This window comes from Actinospica durhamensis (assembly GCF_018139695.1).
Taxonomy (GTDB): Bacteria; Actinomycetota; Actinomycetes; order Streptomycetales; family Catenulisporaceae; genus Actinospica; species Actinospica durhamensis.
This window is the reverse complement of the sequence record NZ_JAGSOG010000052.1, coordinates 20,352-40,075: the sequence shown is the minus strand read 5'-3', so window position 1 is coordinate 40,075 and position 19,724 is coordinate 20,352. Positions and strand designations below refer to the sequence as shown.

The following is a 19,724-nucleotide window of genomic DNA, read 5'->3' as shown; positions in this document are numbered from 1 at the left end:
GGGCTGGGCAGACTCCTGGGCTCGCCGTGCCGACCCGGCTCGTCAATCAGAACCAAGCCCGACCCGCACACGAAGACCTAGATCACCGGTGTTGCGCCTACCCGGCTGACGAGGGGGCCGTAGACGAGGTCGACGACGCGGTCACGAGCTCGCGGGTGATGTCTTCGAGGCGCTTGCGCCGGGTCTCGGGGCCGATCCAGAGGAAGCAGATGGCTGCGATGCCCAGCGGGATGGCGCCGATGAGGGCGGTCTCGGCGATGGAGGGCACGGTCTTGGATGCGACTACCACTGCGAGGATCAGGACGCCGCCGGCCTTGGTCACGCCGGAGGCGAGGCCGGCGCCGCGGGAGCGGATGGGGGTGGGGTAGACCTCCGCCGCGTAGCCGGCGACGACGGCCACGATCGAGCTGACTGCGGACAGCGGCACGACCAGGAGCAGGGACAGCAGCAGCCGCTCGTGCGCCAGGGAGTTGCCCGCGATGACGAAGCCGAACAGGGCGAGCGCGGTCACGATCGAGGCCGAGACTATGGTGCGGCGGCTGCCCCAGGCACCGTACATCCACGCCAACAAGACGGTGACCGGCAGGCCGAGCAGTGCCGCGTTGCGGATGGTGTAGTCCGAGCTGACCGCCGAGTACCCCAGGTGCTGCAGGTTCGTCGGCACCCACTGCTGGAAGCCGTAGGTGATCAGGCCGAGGCCCAGGCCCAGGACGGTCAGAGCCGCGGTGGGCGCGACGAACGGGCGTGTCAGCAGTCGCAGATACCCGCTTGGTCCGGGCTCTGCCTCCGGCTGCGGCCCCGGGTCTGCCTCCGGCTGCTCCACGACGCGTACGCCGTAGCGGGCCATCACCGCCTCGGCCTCCTCGGTGCGTCCGCGCGCCAGCAGGTAGCGCGGGGACTCCGGGATCCAGTGGTTGAGCGCGATGAACAGCAGGCCGGTGGGCAGGCCGATCAGCCACAGGATCCGCCAGCTGTAGGTCGGGGTGAGCGCGCCCGCCAGCCAGCTGGTGATGACGTAGGCGCCGGCGATATCCCCGCCGACCAGGACCATGAGCCAGCCGCGGTGCCGGGCCGGGATCGTCTCGGCCATCAGGGCGAAGGCGATCGGCAGCATCCCGCCCGCGCCGATGCCCATGAACAGGCACATCAGCAGGTTCCAGTGATACCCGGGCATCGCGCCGCAGATCGAGGTGGTCACGAACAGGATCCCGGCGAACAGGATCGCCGCGCGCCGTCCGATCCGGTCGGCCAGCGACCCCCAGATCAGCGAGCCGATGACGGTGCCGGAGATGCCGGTCAGCGGCAGCCAGGCCACCGAGACGGTGCCGTGCGGGTTCGTCGGGGATTTGAGCCCGTACTCCTTCGCCATGCCCGGCGCCACGAAGCTGAGCGTGGTCGGCTTCATCACGTCGATGGTGACCGCGATCGCCAGCACCAGCAGCAGCGCGATGTGCTGGCGGTTGAGCGGCGCGTCGTCGAGGGCGCGGACCCGCAGCCGCGAGGCCTGCCGGGCGACGGCGCCGGCCCGCAGCGGGATCAGCCCGTAGAGCGAGGCGAGCAGCCCCACGCCGATCAGCGCCATGCCGGCGATCATCCAGCCGTCCGGCTGCATGCCCGCCATCACGTAGTGCATGTCGCGGGCGTCGGCGTACATCGGCAGGTGCAGCGCGACACCCGCGGTACAGGCGGCCGCGCCGAACCAGAACGCGACCGGATGTTCGAACCCTTTGACGCCGCGTCCGAGCGGCGGCGGCGTGGCGAGCTGTGACATGCGTGTCCTTAGGTCGGGCGCGCGGCGCGCGCGGGCGGAGGGACTGGCGCGAAGTCTGCCCGGATCCGCCCGCGCCGTCTTCTTCTGTCGTGCTCGGCTATCAGAACACTGTGTTAATTTTGTTTTGCCGGGCCCCCGCGGCGCGCGGGCGATCGGCGGGAGGGGAGAGCCCCGGGTCGTCTCTTTTGGATCATTTGGTCCAGAGGAAGATCGCGGCGATATACAGGGTGGCTTGGTAGATGCGGGCAATCTTGTCGAATGGCGGTGGCTGATGCCGTGCCGATGCCGATGCCGACGCCGTCGCGGCTTCGGCTTCGGCTTCGGCTTCGGCGTTTTGCGGTTCGCGATCTGATCGGCTGCTTGTGGGATGAATGGCTGGATGTGCCGTCGGCGCGGGTGCTCACGGATGGACCTGGACGGATAGGCATTGTCCGCGCGTACCTGGTTCGGTCTGGTGTGCGGCCGTGCGAAGGGTCGGGCTGCTTGAGGGCTCTTATGATCGGTGGGATGTGTGGGGCGTCGCCGCGTCGCCGCGTCGCCGGGTTGCCCCGGGGGACAGGGGCAAGTCCAGTGGCCGGGAGCGGGTGTCGGCGGCGAGGTGGATCTTCGTGGTCGGTCCGCTGGGGGAGCGTGCGAGGGCGTGGACTGCGGGTTCCTCGTCGGCTTCGGCCGCCTCTTTGCGGGCGCTGGCGGCGTGCTGGTGGGCGCGCACTCTCGTGGAGTCCACGGCCAGGATGCAGTCCAGGTCGCACTCGGCGTCCGCGCGGGCGATCAGCGCGGCGGCACTTCCTGCTGGGTCCGGTCCAGCGCCCGGTTGCGCAGCCGGGTGTGGACGCCGTTCTGGGACCCGTACTGCTCGGGCAGGCACATATCCACGGCGCGTCTGGCTGGTACTTCGGCGCGATCGCGTCGATCGCCTCGCGGGGATCGCGCCACCGGTCGCCGCGACGCGGCGACCGGTGAGGCGGCAAAGGCTCGATCAACGCCCACTGGGCATCCGTCGACGGCACGCCGGCACCGCGATCAGATGATCGGAGAAAACGCCCTAGCGGACGGACTCGAGCAGGCGGGGGTTCATCGCGTCCAGCTCGGGCAGGGCGAGCAGGATGGGCGGGTCGAGCGCGCTGGTGGCGTGCAGATGGACGTCGACGTCCATCGCGGACCTGGACCGCGCCGAGATCGGGCCGGCCGAGCCGAGGAACAGCGGCCTGCGCACCCAGGGGCGCGGGTCGACGTCTTCGGTCGCCACGGCGGCGGCGAGGATGTGCCAGTTGCCGTCGGGCACCGCGTCGAGCCGGAAGTAGCCGGCCGAGTCGGTGATGGCGCAGGAGCTCGGCGCGCCGTCCGGGATGGAGCTGTCGAACGCGCCCACGTACACCCGCAGCGGGGTCTCCGTTGGGGGCAGGTAGAGCATCCCCTGCACGCTGCAGCTGCCGGGCTTGTGGTAGCCCTGGCGCGCCTCGTCCCAGGCGGCCGCCTCGCCGGCCCGGGCGAACTGGCGGTACCGGGTGGGCGACATGCCCACACTGCGGGTGAATCTGCTGGTGAAGGTACCCGTGCTGTTGTACCCGACGCTGTAGGAGATCTCGGTGACGCTGGATTCGCTTTCCAGCAGGAGGTTCTTCGCCCGGTACAGGCGTATCGCCGCCAGGAACCGGCCTGGGGAGGTGCCGGTGATGGAGCGGAACACCCGGGAGAAGTAGAACCTGCTGAGAATCGCGGAGTCCGCGAGATCTACGAGTGAGAGCGGTTCGTGGTAGCGGCACCACATGGTGCCGATAGCGCGTTCCACAGCTTCTTGCACGGGATCCTCCTCGTTGGTGAGTGAGCGGGAACCCTGTGAACGGTGCGCCGGTGGCAGCGCGGCACGCGTCGCGGGCGGGGTGGGTGGGCCGCGGAGGTTCACCAGCCGCCGTGTGGGTGGAAACGGCACTGGCGCGCTCGAAGGCGCGGGCGGCGATCTGGATTTCGTTCTCGACTTCATGCTCGTGTGGTTCGCACAGGCCTTTCCGGCGAAGCCCATTTCATCGCACTATGAATACATAGTGCATGATATTTAGGGCGCAAATACAATGCTTCTCTGACATTGCCCAGTAGCTCAGGACGTCCGGCCGCCGCGCTGCGGAGCGCAGGAGTGCGGCGGACAGCCCCCGACCAGCGGCGACCTGGCTGCGCCGACGGCGAGCCGATCCGGTGTCACACGACCGAGGGCGGCGCCGGCCATGGTGCACTCCTCCTGCTGAACTGGGAACGTCGAGCACTGATTTGTGCTCATCGTGACGCCGCCACTCCCTGCGCGCTTCTTCGACTGTGCGCACTTGTGCTCCGGGTTCGCCACGGCGAGAGAAGACGGCAATACGCCGGTCACGCGGCATCGGAGCAGTGGGGGCGGTGGCGCCGGATCACGCCGGCGGAGGGACGGCGGAGGGACGGCGCACGTTCGAGGTTGCCCGCGCCCGAGCGGCGGTCCAGGCACGCCTTCGGGGGCGAGGACGGCCGGTCCCGCGGCGCGGGCGCGGCCGTCTCCCGCGGTGCCGATCCGGGCCGGGGCCTGCTAAATCGGGGACCGCCGGCTCGGCAGGGCGAAGTAGACGACCGAGCCGGCCAGGCAGATCGCCCCGGCCAGGGCGATCGCCGGGGCCAGCTCGACGGGGGAGGAGCGGGCCGCCCCGCTCGCGTACCCGCGCGGCAGCGTCCCGACCACCGCGACGCCCAGCGCGCCGCCGATGTTGCGCAGCGCGCCCACGGCCGCGACCCCGGCCCCGTTCGGCAGCGTCTTGGCCGGCACCACCAGTGCCAGCGTCTGCCCGGCCGGCAGCGCGACTCCGATGCCGCAGCCGCCGAGCAGCAGCGGGAACAGCAGCCGGGAGTATTCAGAGCCCTGATGGACGTCCCAGGCGAGCAGGCCGAGTGAGAGCGCCGAGGCGGCCAGGCCGAGCGCCATCAGCAGACTGGTGCCCACCTTGAGCGCGAGCGTCTCGGCCAGCGGCGCGCAGGCGAGCAGGCCGAGGCACCAGGGCAGCAGGTGCAGCCACGCGTCCAGCGGCCGGCCCTGCGGCTCGGCGGCCAGGAAGTACCAGGACAGCAGCAGTACCATGCAATAAAGGCCCGCACACGCGCACGCGTAGCCGATCCGGGCGGCCAGGAACTCCTTGACCCGGAACAGGCCCATCGGCACGTGGCCGGCAAGGCTGTAGGCCAGCAGCACCACCCCGACCGCGAGCCCGGCCAGCACCTGCGCGTCCGCCCAGCCCTCCCGCGCGCTGCGGGTCACCGCCCAGGCCAGGGCGAAGGTGCCGATGCCCAGGGCGAGCGCGCTGCCCACATCGGTGCGCCGACGCCCGGTGTACTCCTCGGCCCCGTGCACCGCGGTGAGCGCCAGCGCGAGCAGGCACGGGGGCACGTTGAGCCAGAAGATCCAGCGCCAGTCCTCGCCCTGCGCCACGGCCGCGCACACCAGCGGCCCGGCCGCCGCGGACAGTTCGATGATCCCGCCCGCGCAGCCGGGCAGCACCACCCCGCGGGTGCGCGGGGACGGGATCCGGCTGGCCCGGAACAGCACCGCGGGCACCACCAGCGCCGCCGCCACGCCCTGCACGGTGCGCCCGGCCACCAGCCAGGCCCCGTCCGGCGCGAGCGCGCACAGCACCGAGGCCCCGGCCAGCAGGGCCTGCCCGGCCGAGAGCACCCGGCGCGAGCCGTGTCGGGCGTAGAGCGCGCACGAGGTGGGCACCAGCGCGGCGAACCCCAGGTTGTAGGCGATGACGGTCCACTCGAGCAGCGCGATCGAGCCGTGCAGGCCCTCGCCCGCCTGGTTGAGCGCGATCGGCACGGCGAGGCTGTCCATGGAGACCACGGACAAGGTGGACAGGGCCACGACGGACAGCCACAGCCGCGACCCCCGCACCCCTTCGCCGCCGGCGATCGTCGCCGTCGTGAGGACTCTCATACCTGAGACGCCGTCCTCCTCCTAGTCGCCGAAACGGGCGCGGCGGCTGGGAATCACGCGCCGGACCCAGGGGAGGTGTGACGAAGGAAACAGCGACCCCTGTGACAGGATATTGCTTTTGAACGATGAGACAAGACCGCGCCCGAATTATCATCCGGACGAGTGATACAGGACTCGAGGATCGTCTCGCTGTCACAGGGCACGAAGATTACAATCGAGGAGGTAACAGGGTGGCGCCGGTACACTCCGCGCCCGACCGGCGTTGAGAGGTCTGCCATGCTGCGCACCGCCGCATTCTCGAGGGTGCTCGTCGTCGGGGCGGGCCTGGCCGGCACGGCCACCGCGATCCGGCTGCTCTGCTTCGCGCGTCGGCCGCTCGAGATCGTCCTGCTGGAGCGGCGCGCCGACTACCGGTCCGCGGGCGTGGCCTACCACCGCGACGGCAACCCGTGGGACCACGTGTTCAACATCCAGGCCGGCCGCATGTCCGCCTTCCGCGAGGACGTGCTCGACTTCGTGCGCTGGACCAACCGCGAGGCCGACCGGCGGGACTGGCCGGCGCCCTGGGCCGCGTACGAGTTCACCGAACACGGGCCCGCGCCCCGGCGGATCTTCCAGGACTACCTCGCCGACCGGCTGGCCCACGCCAGGCAGCAGGCCTGCGACGGGGTCGTGCTGGTCGAGGCGGACGGCGAGGCGATCGACATCGAGCCCTGCGACGCGGGCTTCGACGTGACCGTGCGCCGGCCGGGCGCACACGATCAGGTCCCTGAGTCGTCCGTGCTGTTCGCCGACCACGTCGTGCTCGCGACAGGCCTCGAGCTCAGGGACACGCCGTTCTCCGCGGGCGTGCTCGACCACCCGTCCTTCGTGCGCAACCCCTACTCCGTCGCCGCGATCCGCACGCTGGAGAGCCTCCCGCCCACCGCGAGCGTCGCGATCGTCGGGTCCGTCCTGAGCGCCTACGACTCGGCCTCCCACCTGCTGCGCCGCGGCCACACCGGAACGATCTCACTGATCTCCAGGACCGGCACCATCTTCCGCACCTACCCGGACGACCACGAGCACGGCGTCATCCGACTGGCCTGCCCGACCTCGCTGTTGCGGCCGTACCTGGATCGCGAGGAGTTCCTCGACCGGGTCCGCACGGAGTGGCACGCCGCCTGTGCGACCGTCCGCGGGGAACATCCCGACATCGACCCCGAGGTGATCGCCGAGCGCGTCACCAAGGCGTGGGAGCCGCACCTGGCCGAGGCCATCGCGAAGATCCCGTCCCCCGAACTGCGCCGCCTCCTCGACGAATTCAGCACCCTGGTCGCCGCGCTGCGCGTGTGCGCGGTGGACTACACGATGTCCGTCATCGAGAGCGCCATGCAGCCGTCGGACGGGCGGGTGCGACTGGTCCTCGGCAGGGTCGAGGCCATCACGCCGACGGACTCGGACCGGCTCGTGGTGACCGTCGCGGGCCCGGAGGCGAAGCAGACCGTCGAAGCCGACCTGGTCGTGTCCAACTTCGCGCGGGAACCGGATTACGAGCGCGTCGACCAGCCGCTCTGGCGCCGCCTGTTCGAGCGAGACCTGGCCGTCCCGCACCGGCGCACCGGCCGCGGCGTGGAGGTCGACCAGCGCGGCACACTGCTCACCTCGGCCGGCGAACCGTCGGGCCCGCTGTCCGTGGTGGGCGTGCCGCGCGAGGGCGACGAGATCGTGCGCAACGGCCGGACCGGTGCGTTCGCCTTCAACCTGGCCGCGATCAAGAACCAGTCCATCGCGGTCGCCGCCCAGGTCCTCGAGCAGCTGGAGCTGCGCGAGGACGGCCTGGTCCGGCACCTGGCCGGGTACCGCGGACACCTCCGCACGCTGGAACAAGCGTCCCGGGCCGGATTCGAGGAGGCTGTGGTACTGGAGGTGAGGAGGTTGGCGATGCGCACACGAAGCGAGCGGGAGCTGCTCGACACCGAGCTGGGCGACTGCATCCGGTCCGTGGCCACGGCGCCCGGCGCCCCCGCCTACCCGATCGACGCCACCGGCCGCGACCGGCTGATGCGCGTGATCGTCACCCGGGCCGCCGTCGCGCGGCTCACCGACGTCTCGGTGACGCCGCGTCAGCTGCGCCGGCAACTGGGGCTGGCGGCCCCCGACGAAGCGGAGGTCTGAGTGGACGGGCGGCGCATTCAGGGATCCCTGCTGGCCGGCGGCGCGCAGAAGGTGGTGCACGGCGTGTGCAACCGCACCGGCAGCCCACTCGAGGGATCCATCCTCGTCGCCCCCACCCTCGAGGCGTGCATGTACGACGCGATCGTGGCCTCACGCGCGGTCGTGTGCAGCTCGGGCGGGCACACCGGGCACATGCAGTCCATCTGCCGCGGTCGGGGCATCCCCGTGCTGCGCATCGACCACCGGGAGCTGGCCCACCTGGCCGGCGAGGTGACGCTGCACCTGGACAGCGAGTCGATCGTCATCGGATCCGCCCCGGGTGCCCGCGCGGAGAGTCAGGAGGCTGACCGCGTCGCACTGGACGACCTGGGCGCGGCCTGCGCCGTCATCGCGGACCTGCGCGACATCGACACGATCAACGCCTGCGGCCCGGACGCGAAACGGGTCGAGTCCTTCTTCATCCGGGAGGAGTTCCTCTGCCTGGCGGCGGGCCTGAGCCCGCTCGACGCGTTCGGCGGCGGCCCGACCGACGTCAAGGACTACGGGCGGGCCGTGGCGGACCGGCTGTGCCGGTTCGTCGACGCGCTGCTGCCCGGCCAGCGGATCGTGCTGCGGATGCTCGACCTGCGCTCGGACCACGCCGCGAGCGTGACCGAGCGCGCGCCGGTGGCGGCCGAGCCGAACCCTGAGATGGGCCTGCACGGCGCACGCTGGCTGCTCGGCTCGGACGCCTACCGGGACGCGCTGCACGCCATGCTCGGGCAGCTGCGCCACCAGCTCGGCGACGGCTTCGGCCGGGTCCACCTCTCGGTCCCGTTCCTCACCGACGCCGCCGAGTTCACGCAGGTCAAGGACCACATCCAGCTGCCGGAGGAGGTACCGTTGGCCGCGTTTGTGGAGACGCCGGCGGCGGTGCACGCCACCCAGGCGCTGTGCGCCGCGGGCGCGAGCGAGCTGTTCGTCGGCACGAAGGACCTGGCGCAGTTCTACCTGGCCGCGGACCGCAACAACCACCTGGTGGCAGAGTCCTACCAGACCAGGCACCCGGCCGTGCTTGACGCGATCCGCAAGGTCGTGGCGGCCGCCCGAGCCGCGGGCACGCCGGTCAGGGTGTTCGCGCTGCTGGCGGATCTGGCCCACTACCTGGACCGGCTGCCGAGCCCGGACGGCTACATGATGTGCACGGCCGAACTCCAGCGGATGATCCTCCAGCCGCGCCCCTGACCGGCCCGGCGGCGCCCCCGACTACCCGACCCGGCTCTCCTGGTGCACCCGCGCGAGGTCGACGACGGGCATGTAGCCGTGGGCCACCAGGGCCCGCGCCCGCTCCGCGTAGTTGTCCGGGTCGTCCGGCGCCCAGGTGCCGAGCCCGTCCACGTAGCGGTTGTACATGCAGAACGCCGCGGCGATCAGCACCGTGTCATGGATCTCGAGATCGGTGGCGCCGAGCTTGCGCGCCGCGTCCACGAGTTCCTCGGTGACGTCCTTCCCGCTGTGCTGCACGGCCCCGGCGATCGCCAGCAGAGCCTTGAGTTTGTCGCTGATCGGCGCGATCTCGATGTCCGCCCGGATGACCTCGAGCTCGAGCCCCTCCGGCAGTTGCGCCGCGGTGTACGCCGCGTGCGTCGTGGTGCAGTACTTGCACTCGTTGAGTCCGGACACGTGCGTGGCGATCAGTTCCCGCTCCCACCGCTCCAGCGAACTCGGGCCGCGCAGCAGCACCTCCACCAGTTCGCACAGCGGGCCGGCCGTCTCCGGCCGGAAGAAGAACAGGGAACGTATTCCGGGCTGATCGTTGTCCAAGGCGATGTGCGGCACGCGCTGCCTCCACAAAACGGGTCGGCCGCCACGAAGCGGCCCCTTCGGATCGACGCCTCGAGTCTGCCCCCGGCCCGCTCCCTTCACACCGCGCCCGCGCCGCTCCGTCGCCGCGCTCTCGCCGACCCCGGCCGACCCCGCCGACCCTTGCCCGCCCTGCGGAAGTTAGGTTAGCCTTACCTAAGATCGATGTGGGGGATCGGAACGATGGAAAGGGAAGGTCGAGGTTGAGGTACACAGGCCCCAAAGTGCGCCGCTCGAGGCGGGCCGGCATGGCGCTGACCCGCAAGGCCGAACGCGTGATGGAGCGGCGTCCGGCGCCGCCGGGGCAGCACGGCGTGGGGCGTCGGCCCGCGAAGCAGAGCGACTACGGCCGCCAGCTCTCCGAGAAGCAGCGCATCCGCTGGTACTACGATCTGACCGAGCGTCAGCTGCGTGCCACGTATGACCGGGCCAGGCGGCGTCCGGGGCGCGCGGGCGAGAACGTCATCGCGGCGCTGGAGTCCCGGCTGGCGACGGTGGTGCTGCGGGCCGGATTCGCCGCCTCCATCTACGCGGCGCGGCAGTTCGTCAACCACGGGCACGTCACGGTGGACGGCGCGAAGGTGGACATCCCTTCTTATGTCGTCCGGCCTGGGCAGACCGTCGCCGTGCGCGAGCGGTCCCGGCGCATCCGCGCGTTCGTGGCCGCGCGGGAGGGTGTGTACGCCGACGAGCACGACGCGGCCTATCTCGACGTCCGGCGGGAAGAACTCTCGGTGACGCTCCTGCACGAACCGCGCCGCGCGCAGGTGCCGGTCGGCTTCAACGAGCAGCTGCTGGTCGAGTTCTACTCCCGTTGACCGCCATGCGAATCCGAACCGCGAACTGCGAACTGTGAGGTCTTCATGACGAACCGACATGGTCCGGTCCTCCCGCAGCCGCTCCAGGCGATGCGGGTGCGAACCCTGGCTTCCACCGCGCGGGTGACCGGCGTCGAGACGCTCGCCGACGGCCGGACCGTGTCGGTCCCGGGCGCGGTCACCGAGCGCGGCTGCCTGGTCGTGCTGGTGCAGCCCGGCAGCCCGTTGCACACGGCCCTGCTCGACGGGCAGAGGTTCGACGGGCAGGAGGACGTCGCCGCCAGGGTCACCCTCCAGGTCCATCGCGAAGTGGGCGGGCACAGCCTGGTGCGCGCGACCCTGGGAGCCTGCGGCTGGCTCAGTGCTCTTCCCGAGACGCAGCTGCGCGCGGCCGCCGTCACGATCGCCGAGCAGTGCCCGGATGAGACGCTCTTCACCGCGCTCGAGCACGTCGGCGACCCGCAGGCTCCCGTGATCGCCGAGCTCGACCTGGCCAGCATCGACTTCGACACGCTCGACGCCCGTGGCGTCGTCGACGTGGACGAATACCTGGCGGCCGGAGTCGACCCGCTCGCGGGCGTGGCCGAGGGCATCATCGAGCACATCAACGACGGCCACGCCGACCTCATCGCGCCCTGCCTGGCCATGATGCTGGCGAAGCCGGTCCGGACCGCGTGGCTGTGGGAGCTCGACAGCGAGAGCATCGGGTTCCTGGCCGAACTGCCCGACATGGCCGGACCCGCCGTGGTGACCCTGCCGTGGCCGCACCCGATCAGGGACCCTGCCGTGCTCGATCTCGCGCTGCACTCCCTGTTCGTGCAGGGCCGCTGCCCCGATGTCCAGCCCTGACACCCGGCCCCGACCCGCAGCCCAGACCAGACCGCGCCGTCCGGACGCCGACGTCGGAGCGCGGCGCGTTCGGTAGCGGCCGGGTAAGCCATGCAATAATCTCAGGATCATGACGCATTTCGACGCCGCCGACGCCGCGATCGAAGGGGCGCTGGCAGCAGGCGCCACCTACGCCGACGCCCGGGTGATGCACCGTCGCTTCGAGTCCATGTCCGCCCGCAACGGCGACGTCGAGAACCTGACGCAGCGTGAGACCGCCGGGATCGGCGTGCGCGCGCTGGTCGGGGGCTGCTGGGGCTTCTTCGGCGTGCCCGACCTCGCCGACGCCGCGGCCCGGCAGGCGGGCGTGCGCGCCGCCGAGATCGCCGCGGCCTCCGCGACCGTGCCGAACCGCCGGGCCGGGCGCGAGGCGCTCATCCCGGCGCAGCCCGAGGTCGGGTCCTGGGCCAGCGAGTGTCTGATCGACCCGCTGTCCGTGCCGCTCTCGGACAAGGGCGACCTGCTCACCTCCGCGACCGCCGAGATGCGCAAGCAGGGCGCCGACATCGCCACGGGGTCCTACGACATCTGGGACACCCGCAAGTGGTTCGCCTCCTCCGAGGGCAGCCGGATCGACCAGCACGTGCGCGAGTGCGGCGGCGCCATCAGCTCCACCGTGATCGGCGACGGGGAGACGCAGGTGCGCTCCTACCCCTCGCGCCGCGGCCAGTTCGGCACCCGCGGCTGGGAGCTCGTCGAGGAGACGGACCTGGCCGCGCACGCCGCGCGCATCGCCGACGAGGCCCGCGCCCTGACCCGCGCGCCGCAGTGCCCGGCCGGGGAGAGGACCGTCATCATCGGCGGCGAGCAGATGGCCCTGCAGATCCACGAGTCCGTCGGCCACGCGATCGAGCTCGACCGCATCCTGGGCTGGGAGGCCGCCTACGCGGGCACCTCCTGGCTCGACCTGTCCCAGCTCGGCAGCCTGAAGTACGGCTCCGAGCTGATGAACATCGTCATCGACCCGACCTACCCCGGCGCCCTCGGCTCGTTCGGCTGGGACGACGAGGGGACCAGGGCGGCGCCGCGCGACGCGGTGCGCAACGGCATCTGGACCGGCGTGCTGGCCGGGCGGGAGAGCGCGGCCGTGGCAGGGCTCGACTACGCCGGGAGCGTCCGGTCCGACGGCTGGGCCCGGCTGCCGATGGTGCGGATGACCAACGTCGGGCTCGAGCCAGGGCCGCACACGCTCGAGGAGATGATCGCGGCCACCGAGGACGGGATCTACATGGACATGAACCGGTCCTGGTCGATCGACGACCGCCGGCTCAACTTCCAGTTCGGCTGCGAGGTCGCCTACGAGATCAAGCACGGCAAGCTCGGCCGGATGCTGAAGAACCCCACCTACACCGGTATCGGCCCGCGGTTCTGGTCCTCGATGGACATGCTCTCCTCCGAGACCGTGGCCTGGGGCACGCCCAACTGCGGCAAGGGCCAGCCCGGCCAGACCGGGCACACCGGCCACCCGGCCGCACCGGCCAGGTTCACCAACGTCCGAGTGGGAGTGCGCGGATGAGCGTTCAGACCGAGACGGAGCTCGACCTCGCCGCGCGCGTGCTGGAACTCGCGCGCGCCTCGGCCGGACCCGCGGCCGACGTGGACGTGTCGGTCGGCCGCGTCGCGCTGGCGTTGACGCGCTTCGCCGACTCCTACATCCACCAGAACGTCGCCGACACCACGACCGAGGTGCGGCTGCGCATCCACAGCGAGGGCCGCACGACCTCGGCGTCCTCGACACTGGTCGGGACGGACGCGCTGCGTGAGATGGTGGAGCGCACCGTCGCCGCGGCCAAGGTCTCGCCGCTGGATCCGGGCTGGCCCGGGCTCATCGGGCCGACGCCGGTGCTGCCGAGCCACGACATCGACGAGGCGGTCATCGAGGCGTCGCCGGCGGACCGGGCCTCGCGCGTGCGCGACTACGTCGAGGCCGTCGGGGAACTCACCGCGGCCGGGTACTTCCGCACCCGCTACTGGACCACCGCGTACGCGAACTCGGCCGGGCAGGCGGTGTCGGGCTCGTGCACGGAGGCCGCCCTCGACGCGATCGCGAAGACCGCCTCGCTCTCGGACGGCGTCGCGCGCCAGGCCTCGCGCCGGATCGCCGACATCGACGGCGCGGTACACGGCGTGCGGGCTGCGGCCAAGGCGCGCGCGTGGGACGGCGCGGTGGAGATCGAGCCGGGCACGTACGAGGTCGTACTCGAGCCGACGGCGGTCGCGGACGTGCTCTACTGCCTGGGGAACTTCGGGTTCAACGGCAAGCTGGTCAACGAACACCAGTCGTTCCTGGAGTTCGGCAGTACGCAGATGGACCCCTCGGTCACCCTGGTCGACGACGGCGTCTCGGCCTTCGCGGCCGGCCTGCCGTTCGACAGCGAGGGCACCCCGCGTACCCGCCTGCTCCTGGTGGAGAACGGCGTCAGCCGCGCCGCCGCCTACGACCGGCGCGCGGCGGCCGCGGCGGGCATCGCCGGCAACGGCTACGCCGGTCTGGACAGCGCCGCGCACGGCATGTCTCCGCACAACATCCGGCTCGAGCCCTCGGCCGGGCCGGCCCCGGTCGAGGTCGAAGGCCCGGCGTCGAACTCGTCGGTACAGGCGCTGGTGGCCCAGGTCGAGCGCGGCCTGCTGGTCACAGACCACTTCTACACCCGCTGCCTGGATCCGCGCCGGGTGGTGATGACGGGTCTGACCCGCAACGGCACCTGGCTGATCGAGAACGGCGAGATCGTGCGGCCGGTGAAGAACATGCGCTTCACCCAGTCCTACTCCGAGGCGTTCGGCCCCGGGAACGTGCTCGCGATCGGCGACCACGCGATCGCCCTGCCGTACAACTACGGCCCCAACTCGGCCACGGCTCCGGGCCTGCGGCTGGCGGCCTGGAAGTTCACCGGAGGGGCCTCGGGCTGAGGCGGGGGCCGAGTCTTCGTGGGCTGAGTCATCGTCCGGCCGGATCGACTGCGCTCCGAGGATCTCAGGACTACGCTGTGTGCCATGGACGCCGAAACCCACAGTGACCCGTGGGTCTCCATTCTCGGCCAGCGGTGGCAGCCGCCGCAGGTCGATCCGGAGCTCCCGCATCCGGTGCGTATGTGGGACTACATGATCGGTGGAAAAGACCACTACGCCTCCGACCGGGTGGCGGTGGACTATCTGGCCACGCTCTGGCCGGACATCTTCCTCAGCGCCCGGGCCGCCGAGGCGTACGCCGAACGGGCCGCGACCTGGATCGCCGACGGACAGGGGCTGCGCCAGTTCCTGCAGCTCGGCTGCGCGATCCCGCTCAAGACGCCGCTCGACGGGATCGTGCACGACTTCGTGCCCGAGGCGCCGTACGTCTACGTCACCGACGACCCGCTCACCGCCGCACACGCCCGGGCCGTGCTCATGGCGCGGGCGCGCGGACCGATGCACGTCGAGCTCGGCGAGTTCCGCGACGCGGCGCCGCTGCTCGCCTCGGCCCGGCTGCGCGAACTGCTGGACTTCTCCCAGCCCGTCGGCGTCGTGCTCGTGGGCATGCTGGACTACACCTTCTCGGCCGAGCGGGTGCGCCGGTCCCTGCTCGACATCATGGCCGCCCTCGCACCGGGCAGTCAGGTCGTCATACTGCACCACCTCGAGTTCCCGCCGGACGTCGGGCGCGCGGTCATGGGCGCGATGGGGGAGAACCCGGCCCAGTTCACCCCGCGCTCGGAAGCCGAGGTGGCGGCCCTGTTCGAAGGGTTCGAATTCGTGCCGCCCGGGCTGGTGCGGGCCACCGAGTGGAAGCCGGACGGCCGCGGCCCCGGGCACGATCTGTCCGAGCGGTGCGACAAACTCGGCGGCGTACTCATCAAGCGCTAGCGGTTGCGTCGGGGGAGAGGGAGTGGGCGGCGTGGAGATAGCACTGGTCGACGCGGTGGCGGCGGTGCGCGACGAACTGCTCGTCGCGGCGGCCCGGGGTGCGGGCTCTGAGGTGCGCTTCGCCGTGAGCGAGGTGCTCCTGGAGTTCGCGGTGGAGCTGCGGGAGGACCGCAACGCGCAGGCGGGGTTCCGGGCCTGGGTGCTCTCGGCGCAGGCGGAGGGTTCCAGCTCCCGGGCCGACACGCACCGCGTCAGCGTCAGGCTCACCCCGCAGGCGGCGGACGGGGCGGCGTATCTGATCGCGGGAGACGCGCGACGGCCCGAGGGTCCGGGCGACGTGAGCGAGCACGTGGAGCGCTGAGCAGCGCGGCGGTGGATCAGGGGGCGGATGATGGAGCTCGGGCGGGTGCTCGCGGTGCGTGCTGCCGGGCAGGGGCCCGGGTCGGGTTACCTGGTGGCCGACCGGCTGGTGTTGACCAGCGCCCACGTGGTGGGTCCGGTCGGCAGCGCGGTGCGGGTGTTCCGGCCGGCGCACGAGCCGGTGTTCGACGCGGTGGTGGCCTGGCGGGGGACGCCGGGTGGGCGCGACGACGCGGCGCTGGTGCGGGTCGAGGACGCGCGGTGGGCTGATCAGGGCGGCGCGCCGGCGCGCTGGGGCCGGACGGTCACCTACCGCACCGAGATCCCCTGCCGGACGATGGGAGTGCCGGAGGCGGTGCAGCGGCCGGGCCGGGCGGTGGAACTGGCGCAGCCCTCGGGAACGCTGAACCCGGGCGACGGGTACGTGGCGGGCGAATACCTGTTCAGCGTCTCAGGCTCCGTACCCGAGGCGGGCGGCACGGGCGGCTCGCCCTGGGGCGGATTGTCGGGGGCCGCGCTGTTCTGCGGAGACCTGCTGACGGGCGTCGTGGTGAGGAGCCCGCCCGGGTGGGCGAACCGCAGGATCGCCGCCGTGCCGGTCTCGCTCTTGCTTCGGGACGCGGGCTTTCGCAGGGTGCTGACCGAGCATGGGGGTGCGGCGGAACTCGAGCCGGTGGAGTTCCAGGTCCTCGCCGAGCCGCCCGCGCCGGCCGGTCCCGGCGTCCTGATCCCGTCGCCCGCCGGGCTGCTGGTGGCGCGCCGGGCCGTGGTGCCGCTCTACGGTCGCGAGGAGTTGCTCGGCGACCTGCGGGAGTGGGCGGCGGGCGCGGACACCAAGGTGTGGCTCATCCACGGACCGGGCGGCCAGGGCAAGACCCGCGTGGCCCACGAGCTGGCGGCGAGCCTGTCCGCGCAGGGCTGGGTGGCGGTGTGGCCGGCCGCGCGCGCGGCGCCGGAGGATATGCGAGGCCTGAGTGACGCGGCCAAGCCCCTGCTCGTCGTGATCGACTACGCCGAGACCCGCTCCGCACAGGTCACCGCGTTGCTCGAGTCCTGCGTAGGACGTAGCCGCCCCGCACCGGTACGTGTGCTGCTGCTCGCGCGCACCAGCGGATGGTGGGAGGGCATGCGGGCCACCGACTCCCGCGCCGTGGAGGAACTGCTGCAGGACACTCCGCTCACCGCGCTGCCCGCCCTCGGCGAGGACGCGCAAGCCCACCGTGCCGCCTACCGGCGCGCGGCCGACGCGTTCGCCGCCGCGCTGCCTCAGGTGCGTGACCAGCAAGGGCCGTCGTGGATGCGGCTGACGGCGCAGCTGAGCGCGCCGCGGTTCGACGGCTCCGGATCGCTGAGCGCGCTGAGCATCCACATGACGGCGCTGGCCGACCTGCTCGACGCCGCCCACCCCGAGCACGCGGCCGGCCCGGGAGTCGAAGGCGTACAGCGGGTCGAGGACCGGCTGCTCGCCCACGAATACGGGTACTGGTTCGCCTCGGCGGCCGCGGGCGCATTGTCGCCCGGCCTGAGCAGCCACACCCTGGACGAGGCGATGGCGGCCGCGCTGCTGTTGGGCGCGGACACGACCGAGGCCGCCGACACGCTGCTGGGAAAGGCCCCGGGACTGCGCGACCAGCCGTACGACCGGCGCCGCGCGGTACGCGAGTGGATCGCAGCGCTCTACCCGCCGGCCCGGCCCGGCGCGCCGTTCGGCAGCCTGCAACCGGACCGCCTGGCCGAGCGATTCCTCGGCCGGCACCTGTCCGCACACCCCTGGCTGCCCGACGCGTTGCTCCCCGGCGCGGACCGGCCGCAGACCGAGCGGATGCTCACCTTCTACGCCCGAGCCGCCGCCCACCCCGTGTTCGACCACGGTCTCGACACCCGACTCACCGACCTCGCGGCCGGGCACGGCCTGCCCCTGGCTCTGGTCGCGGCCGAAGTCGCCACCCAGGTCGAGCATCCCAGCCCTCTGCTACGCGCGCTGGGCAAGATCGTCGAGGACCCGGCGATGGCGCTGGACGACCTCAGGCGCCTCGACGGCCGGATGCCCCAGCCCAGCATCGTGCTGGCCGACGTCTCCGAGCAACTCGCCCGGAGGCTGGTCACGGCATTGCGCCAGGGCGCGCGGGACGATCCCGGCACCTTCCTCCCCCTGCTCGCGAAGGCGCTGAACAACCTCGCGACCCGACTCGGCAGCGGCCGTCTGGGCGAGCCGGCCCGGAAACAGGAGGCACTGGCCGCGAGCCTCGAGGCGGTCGGCATCTACCGGGCACTGACCCGGGCGGGCCGGGAACGCGCGTGGCCACGCCGTGATCCCGCCGCCGCCCGCAGGGAGGAGTTGCTGCCCGACCTGGCCGTGACCCTGCACAACCTCGCCACGCGGCTGAGCGATCTCGGACGCCACCAGGAGGCGTGGGCCGCGATCGGGGAGGCACTGGCCATCCGCGGCACCCTGGTGCGCACGCGACCCGAGATGTTCCTGCCCGACTTCGCCGCGAGCCTGAACACTCTGGTGGGGGTGCTCGTCCACGTCGATCGCCCGCAGGACGCGCATGCCGTGATCACCGACGCGGTACGGATCTACCGCGGACTGGCCGGCGTCGATCCCGGCAGCTACCTGCCCGACCTGTCCATGGCCCTGCACAACCTCGCCCTCCGGCTGAAGGACTCCGGGCGCCTCCCGGAGGCCTTGGCCACGATCGACGAGGCCCTGGCGATCCGCCGGGATCTGGTGCGGGCCCGGCCCGATGCGTTCCTGCCCGACCTCGCCCGGCATCTGACGGTCCGGGCCCTGCTGCTCGGCGAACTGGGCCGGTCGCCGGAGGCGCTGGCCGCGCAAGCCGAGTCGGCGGGCGCCTACCGCACGCTGGCCCGGACGCGGCCGCGGGAGTTCCTGCCCGAATTCGCCATCCTCGCGGGTGCCATGGCACTGCGACTGGACGAGCTGGGCCGTCCGCGCGAAGCCCTGGCCGCGCACACCGAGGCGGCCGACGCGTATCGGACGCTGGCTCAGATGCAGCCCGACGCCTTCCTGCCCGACTTCGCCAGAGCGCTGCGTCTCGTCGCGTTCCGGCTGATCGAGGCGGGTCGAGGGGAGGAGGCGCTGGCCGCGTACACCGAGGCGGCGGGCGTCTACCGGACGCTGGCCCGGGCCCGCCCGGAGGAACACCTGCCCGACCTCGCCGCGGTCTCGGCCGCCATGGCGTCGCGGCTCGCCGATCTCGACCGGTGGGCGGAAGTCGTCGCCCCGAGCAGCGAAGCCGTCGACGCCTACCGCACCCTGGCCCGGGCCCGCCCGGAGGAGTTCCTGCCCGAACTCGCCCGCAGCCAACGGGCCCAGGCCGTCTGCCTCATGATTCTGGAACGGTGGGAGGAGGCACGGGCCGCGGCCGTCGAGGCGGCCGGCGCCTTCGGCCGGTTGATCCGGACCCGCCCGGAGGAGTTCCTGACCGATTTCGGCCAGCAGCTCTACACCGTCCTCGCCGCGTGCGGGGAGAACCTCGGCCGGTCGGACGACGTCGCGGCCGCGTACACCGAGGCGATCGACGCCTACCGTCAGGCGGCCGGAATCCTGCCCCCGGATTTCCTGCCCGAGCTCGCGACGCATCTCGACCTCCTGGTCGGGAAACTCGACGAGTCGGGCCGGTGGCAGGAGGCGTCGGACGCGGTCGGCGCGGCGATCGAGGTTCGTCGCAGCATGGTCCAGGCCCGTCCTGAGGAGTTCCTGTCCGAGCTCGCGACGAGCCTGCAGGATTTCGCGGTGCGGTCGGGGAAGCTGGGTCGGTGGCAGCAGGGCCTGGCCGCGGCCGCCGAAGCGGTCGTGATCGACAGAGGCCTGTTGGCGGGCCGGGGACTGACGCGCGGTCAGTCCGAGCAGGCCCGGCTGCTCGCCCAGGAGGCCCGGCTCGAACTGTCCGGCGCCCTGGTGAGCCTCGCGCTGATGCTCCACGGCTGCGGCCGGCGGCAGGAGGCACTGGCCGCGGCGTCCGAAGCGCTCGCCATCGACCGGGAACTGGCCAAGGTGTGGCCGCGCGCCCAGGCGATGGTCGAGTCGGCGCTCGGGTTCATCGCCTGGCTCCGAGACTCAGGCGACTGA

The 19,724-nt window shown here is 72.1% G+C and carries 13 protein-coding genes; 9 read left to right on the top strand and 4 right to left on the bottom strand.

The window, feature by feature from the left end:
• Positions 1-97: 97 nt before the first annotated feature.
• From KDL01_RS13320 to KDL01_RS13310, 3 genes are all read right to left on the bottom strand, one after another.
• Entirely contained in the window at positions 98-1,771 is a 1,674-nt protein-coding gene (locus KDL01_RS13320) for an MFS transporter (RefSeq protein ID WP_212528767.1), read from the bottom strand.
• Between the two features lie 1,045 nt (positions 1,772-2,816).
• Positions 2,817-3,575 carry a helix-turn-helix transcriptional regulator gene (locus tag KDL01_RS13315; RefSeq protein ID WP_212528766.1) on the bottom strand — a complete coding sequence of 253 codons (759 nt, stop codon included), beginning with the start codon at positions 3,573-3,575 and terminating at the stop codon, positions 2,817-2,819.
• A 750-nt stretch (positions 3,576-4,325) separates the two neighbouring features.
• On the bottom strand, positions 4,326-5,720 hold the full coding sequence (locus tag KDL01_RS13310) for an MFS transporter (protein ID WP_212528765.1): 1,395 nt from the start codon (positions 5,718-5,720) through the stop codon (positions 4,326-4,328).
• Between the two features lie 276 nt (positions 5,721-5,996).
• Here KDL01_RS13310 and KDL01_RS13305 point away from each other — a divergent pair, with 276 nt between their 5' ends.
• Both KDL01_RS13305 and KDL01_RS13300 read left to right on the top strand, forming a co-directional pair.
• Complete coding sequence (locus tag KDL01_RS13305; RefSeq protein WP_212528764.1) at positions 5,997-7,877, top strand: FAD/NAD(P)-binding protein; 1,881 nt, start codon at positions 5,997-5,999, stop codon at positions 7,875-7,877.
• Positions 7,878-9,101 carry a putative PEP-binding protein gene (locus KDL01_RS13300; protein ID WP_212528763.1) on the top strand — a complete coding sequence of 408 codons (1,224 nt, stop codon included), beginning with the start codon at positions 7,878-7,880 and terminating at the stop codon, positions 9,099-9,101.
• 21 nt (positions 9,102-9,122) lie between these two features.
• On the opposite strand, the gene KDL01_RS13295 is transcribed toward KDL01_RS13300, so the two are convergent.
• Positions 9,123-9,695, bottom strand: a complete 573-nt coding sequence (locus tag KDL01_RS13295; protein ID WP_212528762.1) for a carboxymuconolactone decarboxylase family protein — start codon at positions 9,693-9,695, stop codon at positions 9,123-9,125.
• Positions 9,696-9,922: 227 nt separating this feature from the next.
• On the opposite strand from KDL01_RS13295, the gene rpsD reads away from it, so the two are divergent.
• The 7 genes from rpsD to KDL01_RS13260 all read left to right on the top strand — a co-directional run bounded on the left by rpsD (position 9,923) and on the right by KDL01_RS13260 (position 19,724).
• A complete protein-coding gene (gene rpsD, locus KDL01_RS13290; protein ID WP_281415376.1) occupies positions 9,923-10,537 on the top strand; it encodes a 30S ribosomal protein S4 in 615 nt (204 codons plus the stop codon).
• Between the two features lie 45 nt (positions 10,538-10,582).
• Positions 10,583-11,386, top strand: a complete 804-nt coding sequence (locus KDL01_RS13285; protein ID WP_212528760.1) for a hypothetical protein — start codon at positions 10,583-10,585, stop codon at positions 11,384-11,386.
• Between the two features lie 109 nt (positions 11,387-11,495).
• Complete coding sequence (locus tag KDL01_RS13280) at positions 11,496-12,941, top strand: TldD/PmbA family protein (RefSeq protein WP_212528759.1); 1,446 nt, start codon at positions 11,496-11,498, stop codon at positions 12,939-12,941.
• On the top strand, positions 12,938-14,335 hold the full coding sequence (locus tag KDL01_RS13275) for a TldD/PmbA family protein (RefSeq protein WP_212528758.1): 1,398 nt from the start codon (positions 12,938-12,940) through the stop codon (positions 14,333-14,335). The genes KDL01_RS13280 and KDL01_RS13275 overlap by 4 nt, the downstream gene beginning before the upstream one ends.
• Before the next feature lie 84 nt (positions 14,336-14,419).
• On the top strand, positions 14,420-15,268 hold the full coding sequence (locus KDL01_RS13270) for an SAM-dependent methyltransferase (protein WP_212528757.1): 849 nt from the start codon (positions 14,420-14,422) through the stop codon (positions 15,266-15,268).
• Positions 15,269-15,299: 31 nt separating this feature from the next.
• Positions 15,300-15,629, top strand: a complete 330-nt coding sequence (locus KDL01_RS13265) for a trypco2 family protein (RefSeq protein WP_212528756.1) — start codon at positions 15,300-15,302, stop codon at positions 15,627-15,629.
• 27 nt (positions 15,630-15,656) lie between these two features.
• Positions 15,657-19,724 carry a tetratricopeptide repeat protein gene (locus KDL01_RS13260; protein WP_212528755.1) on the top strand — a complete coding sequence of 1,356 codons (4,068 nt, stop codon included), beginning with the start codon at positions 15,657-15,659 and terminating at the stop codon, positions 19,722-19,724.

Excerpts from the sequence above, each read along its gene's own strand:
- KDL01_RS13285 (WP_212528760.1), top strand. The coding sequence starts at position 10,583 with ATGACGAACCGACATGGTCCGGTCCTCCCGCAGCCGCTCCAGGCGATG.
- KDL01_RS13275 (WP_212528758.1), top strand. The coding sequence starts at position 12,938 with ATGAGCGTTCAGACCGAGACGGAGCTCGACCTCGCCGCGCGCGTGCTG.
- KDL01_RS13305 (WP_212528764.1), top strand. The coding sequence starts at position 5,997 with ATGCTGCGCACCGCCGCATTCTCGAGGGTGCTCGTCGTCGGGGCGGGC.
- KDL01_RS13310 (WP_212528765.1), bottom strand. The coding sequence starts at position 5,720 with ATGAGAGTCCTCACGACGGCGACGATCGCCGGCGGCGAAGGGGTGCGG.
- KDL01_RS13270 (WP_212528757.1), top strand. The coding sequence starts at position 14,420 with ATGGACGCCGAAACCCACAGTGACCCGTGGGTCTCCATTCTCGGCCAG.
- KDL01_RS13320 (WP_212528767.1), bottom strand. The coding sequence starts at position 1,771 with ATGTCACAGCTCGCCACGCCGCCGCCGCTCGGACGCGGCGTCAAAGGG.
- KDL01_RS13260 (WP_212528755.1), top strand. The coding sequence starts at position 15,657 with ATGATGGAGCTCGGGCGGGTGCTCGCGGTGCGTGCTGCCGGGCAGGGG.
- KDL01_RS13280 (WP_212528759.1), top strand. The coding sequence starts at position 11,496 with ATGACGCATTTCGACGCCGCCGACGCCGCGATCGAAGGGGCGCTGGCA.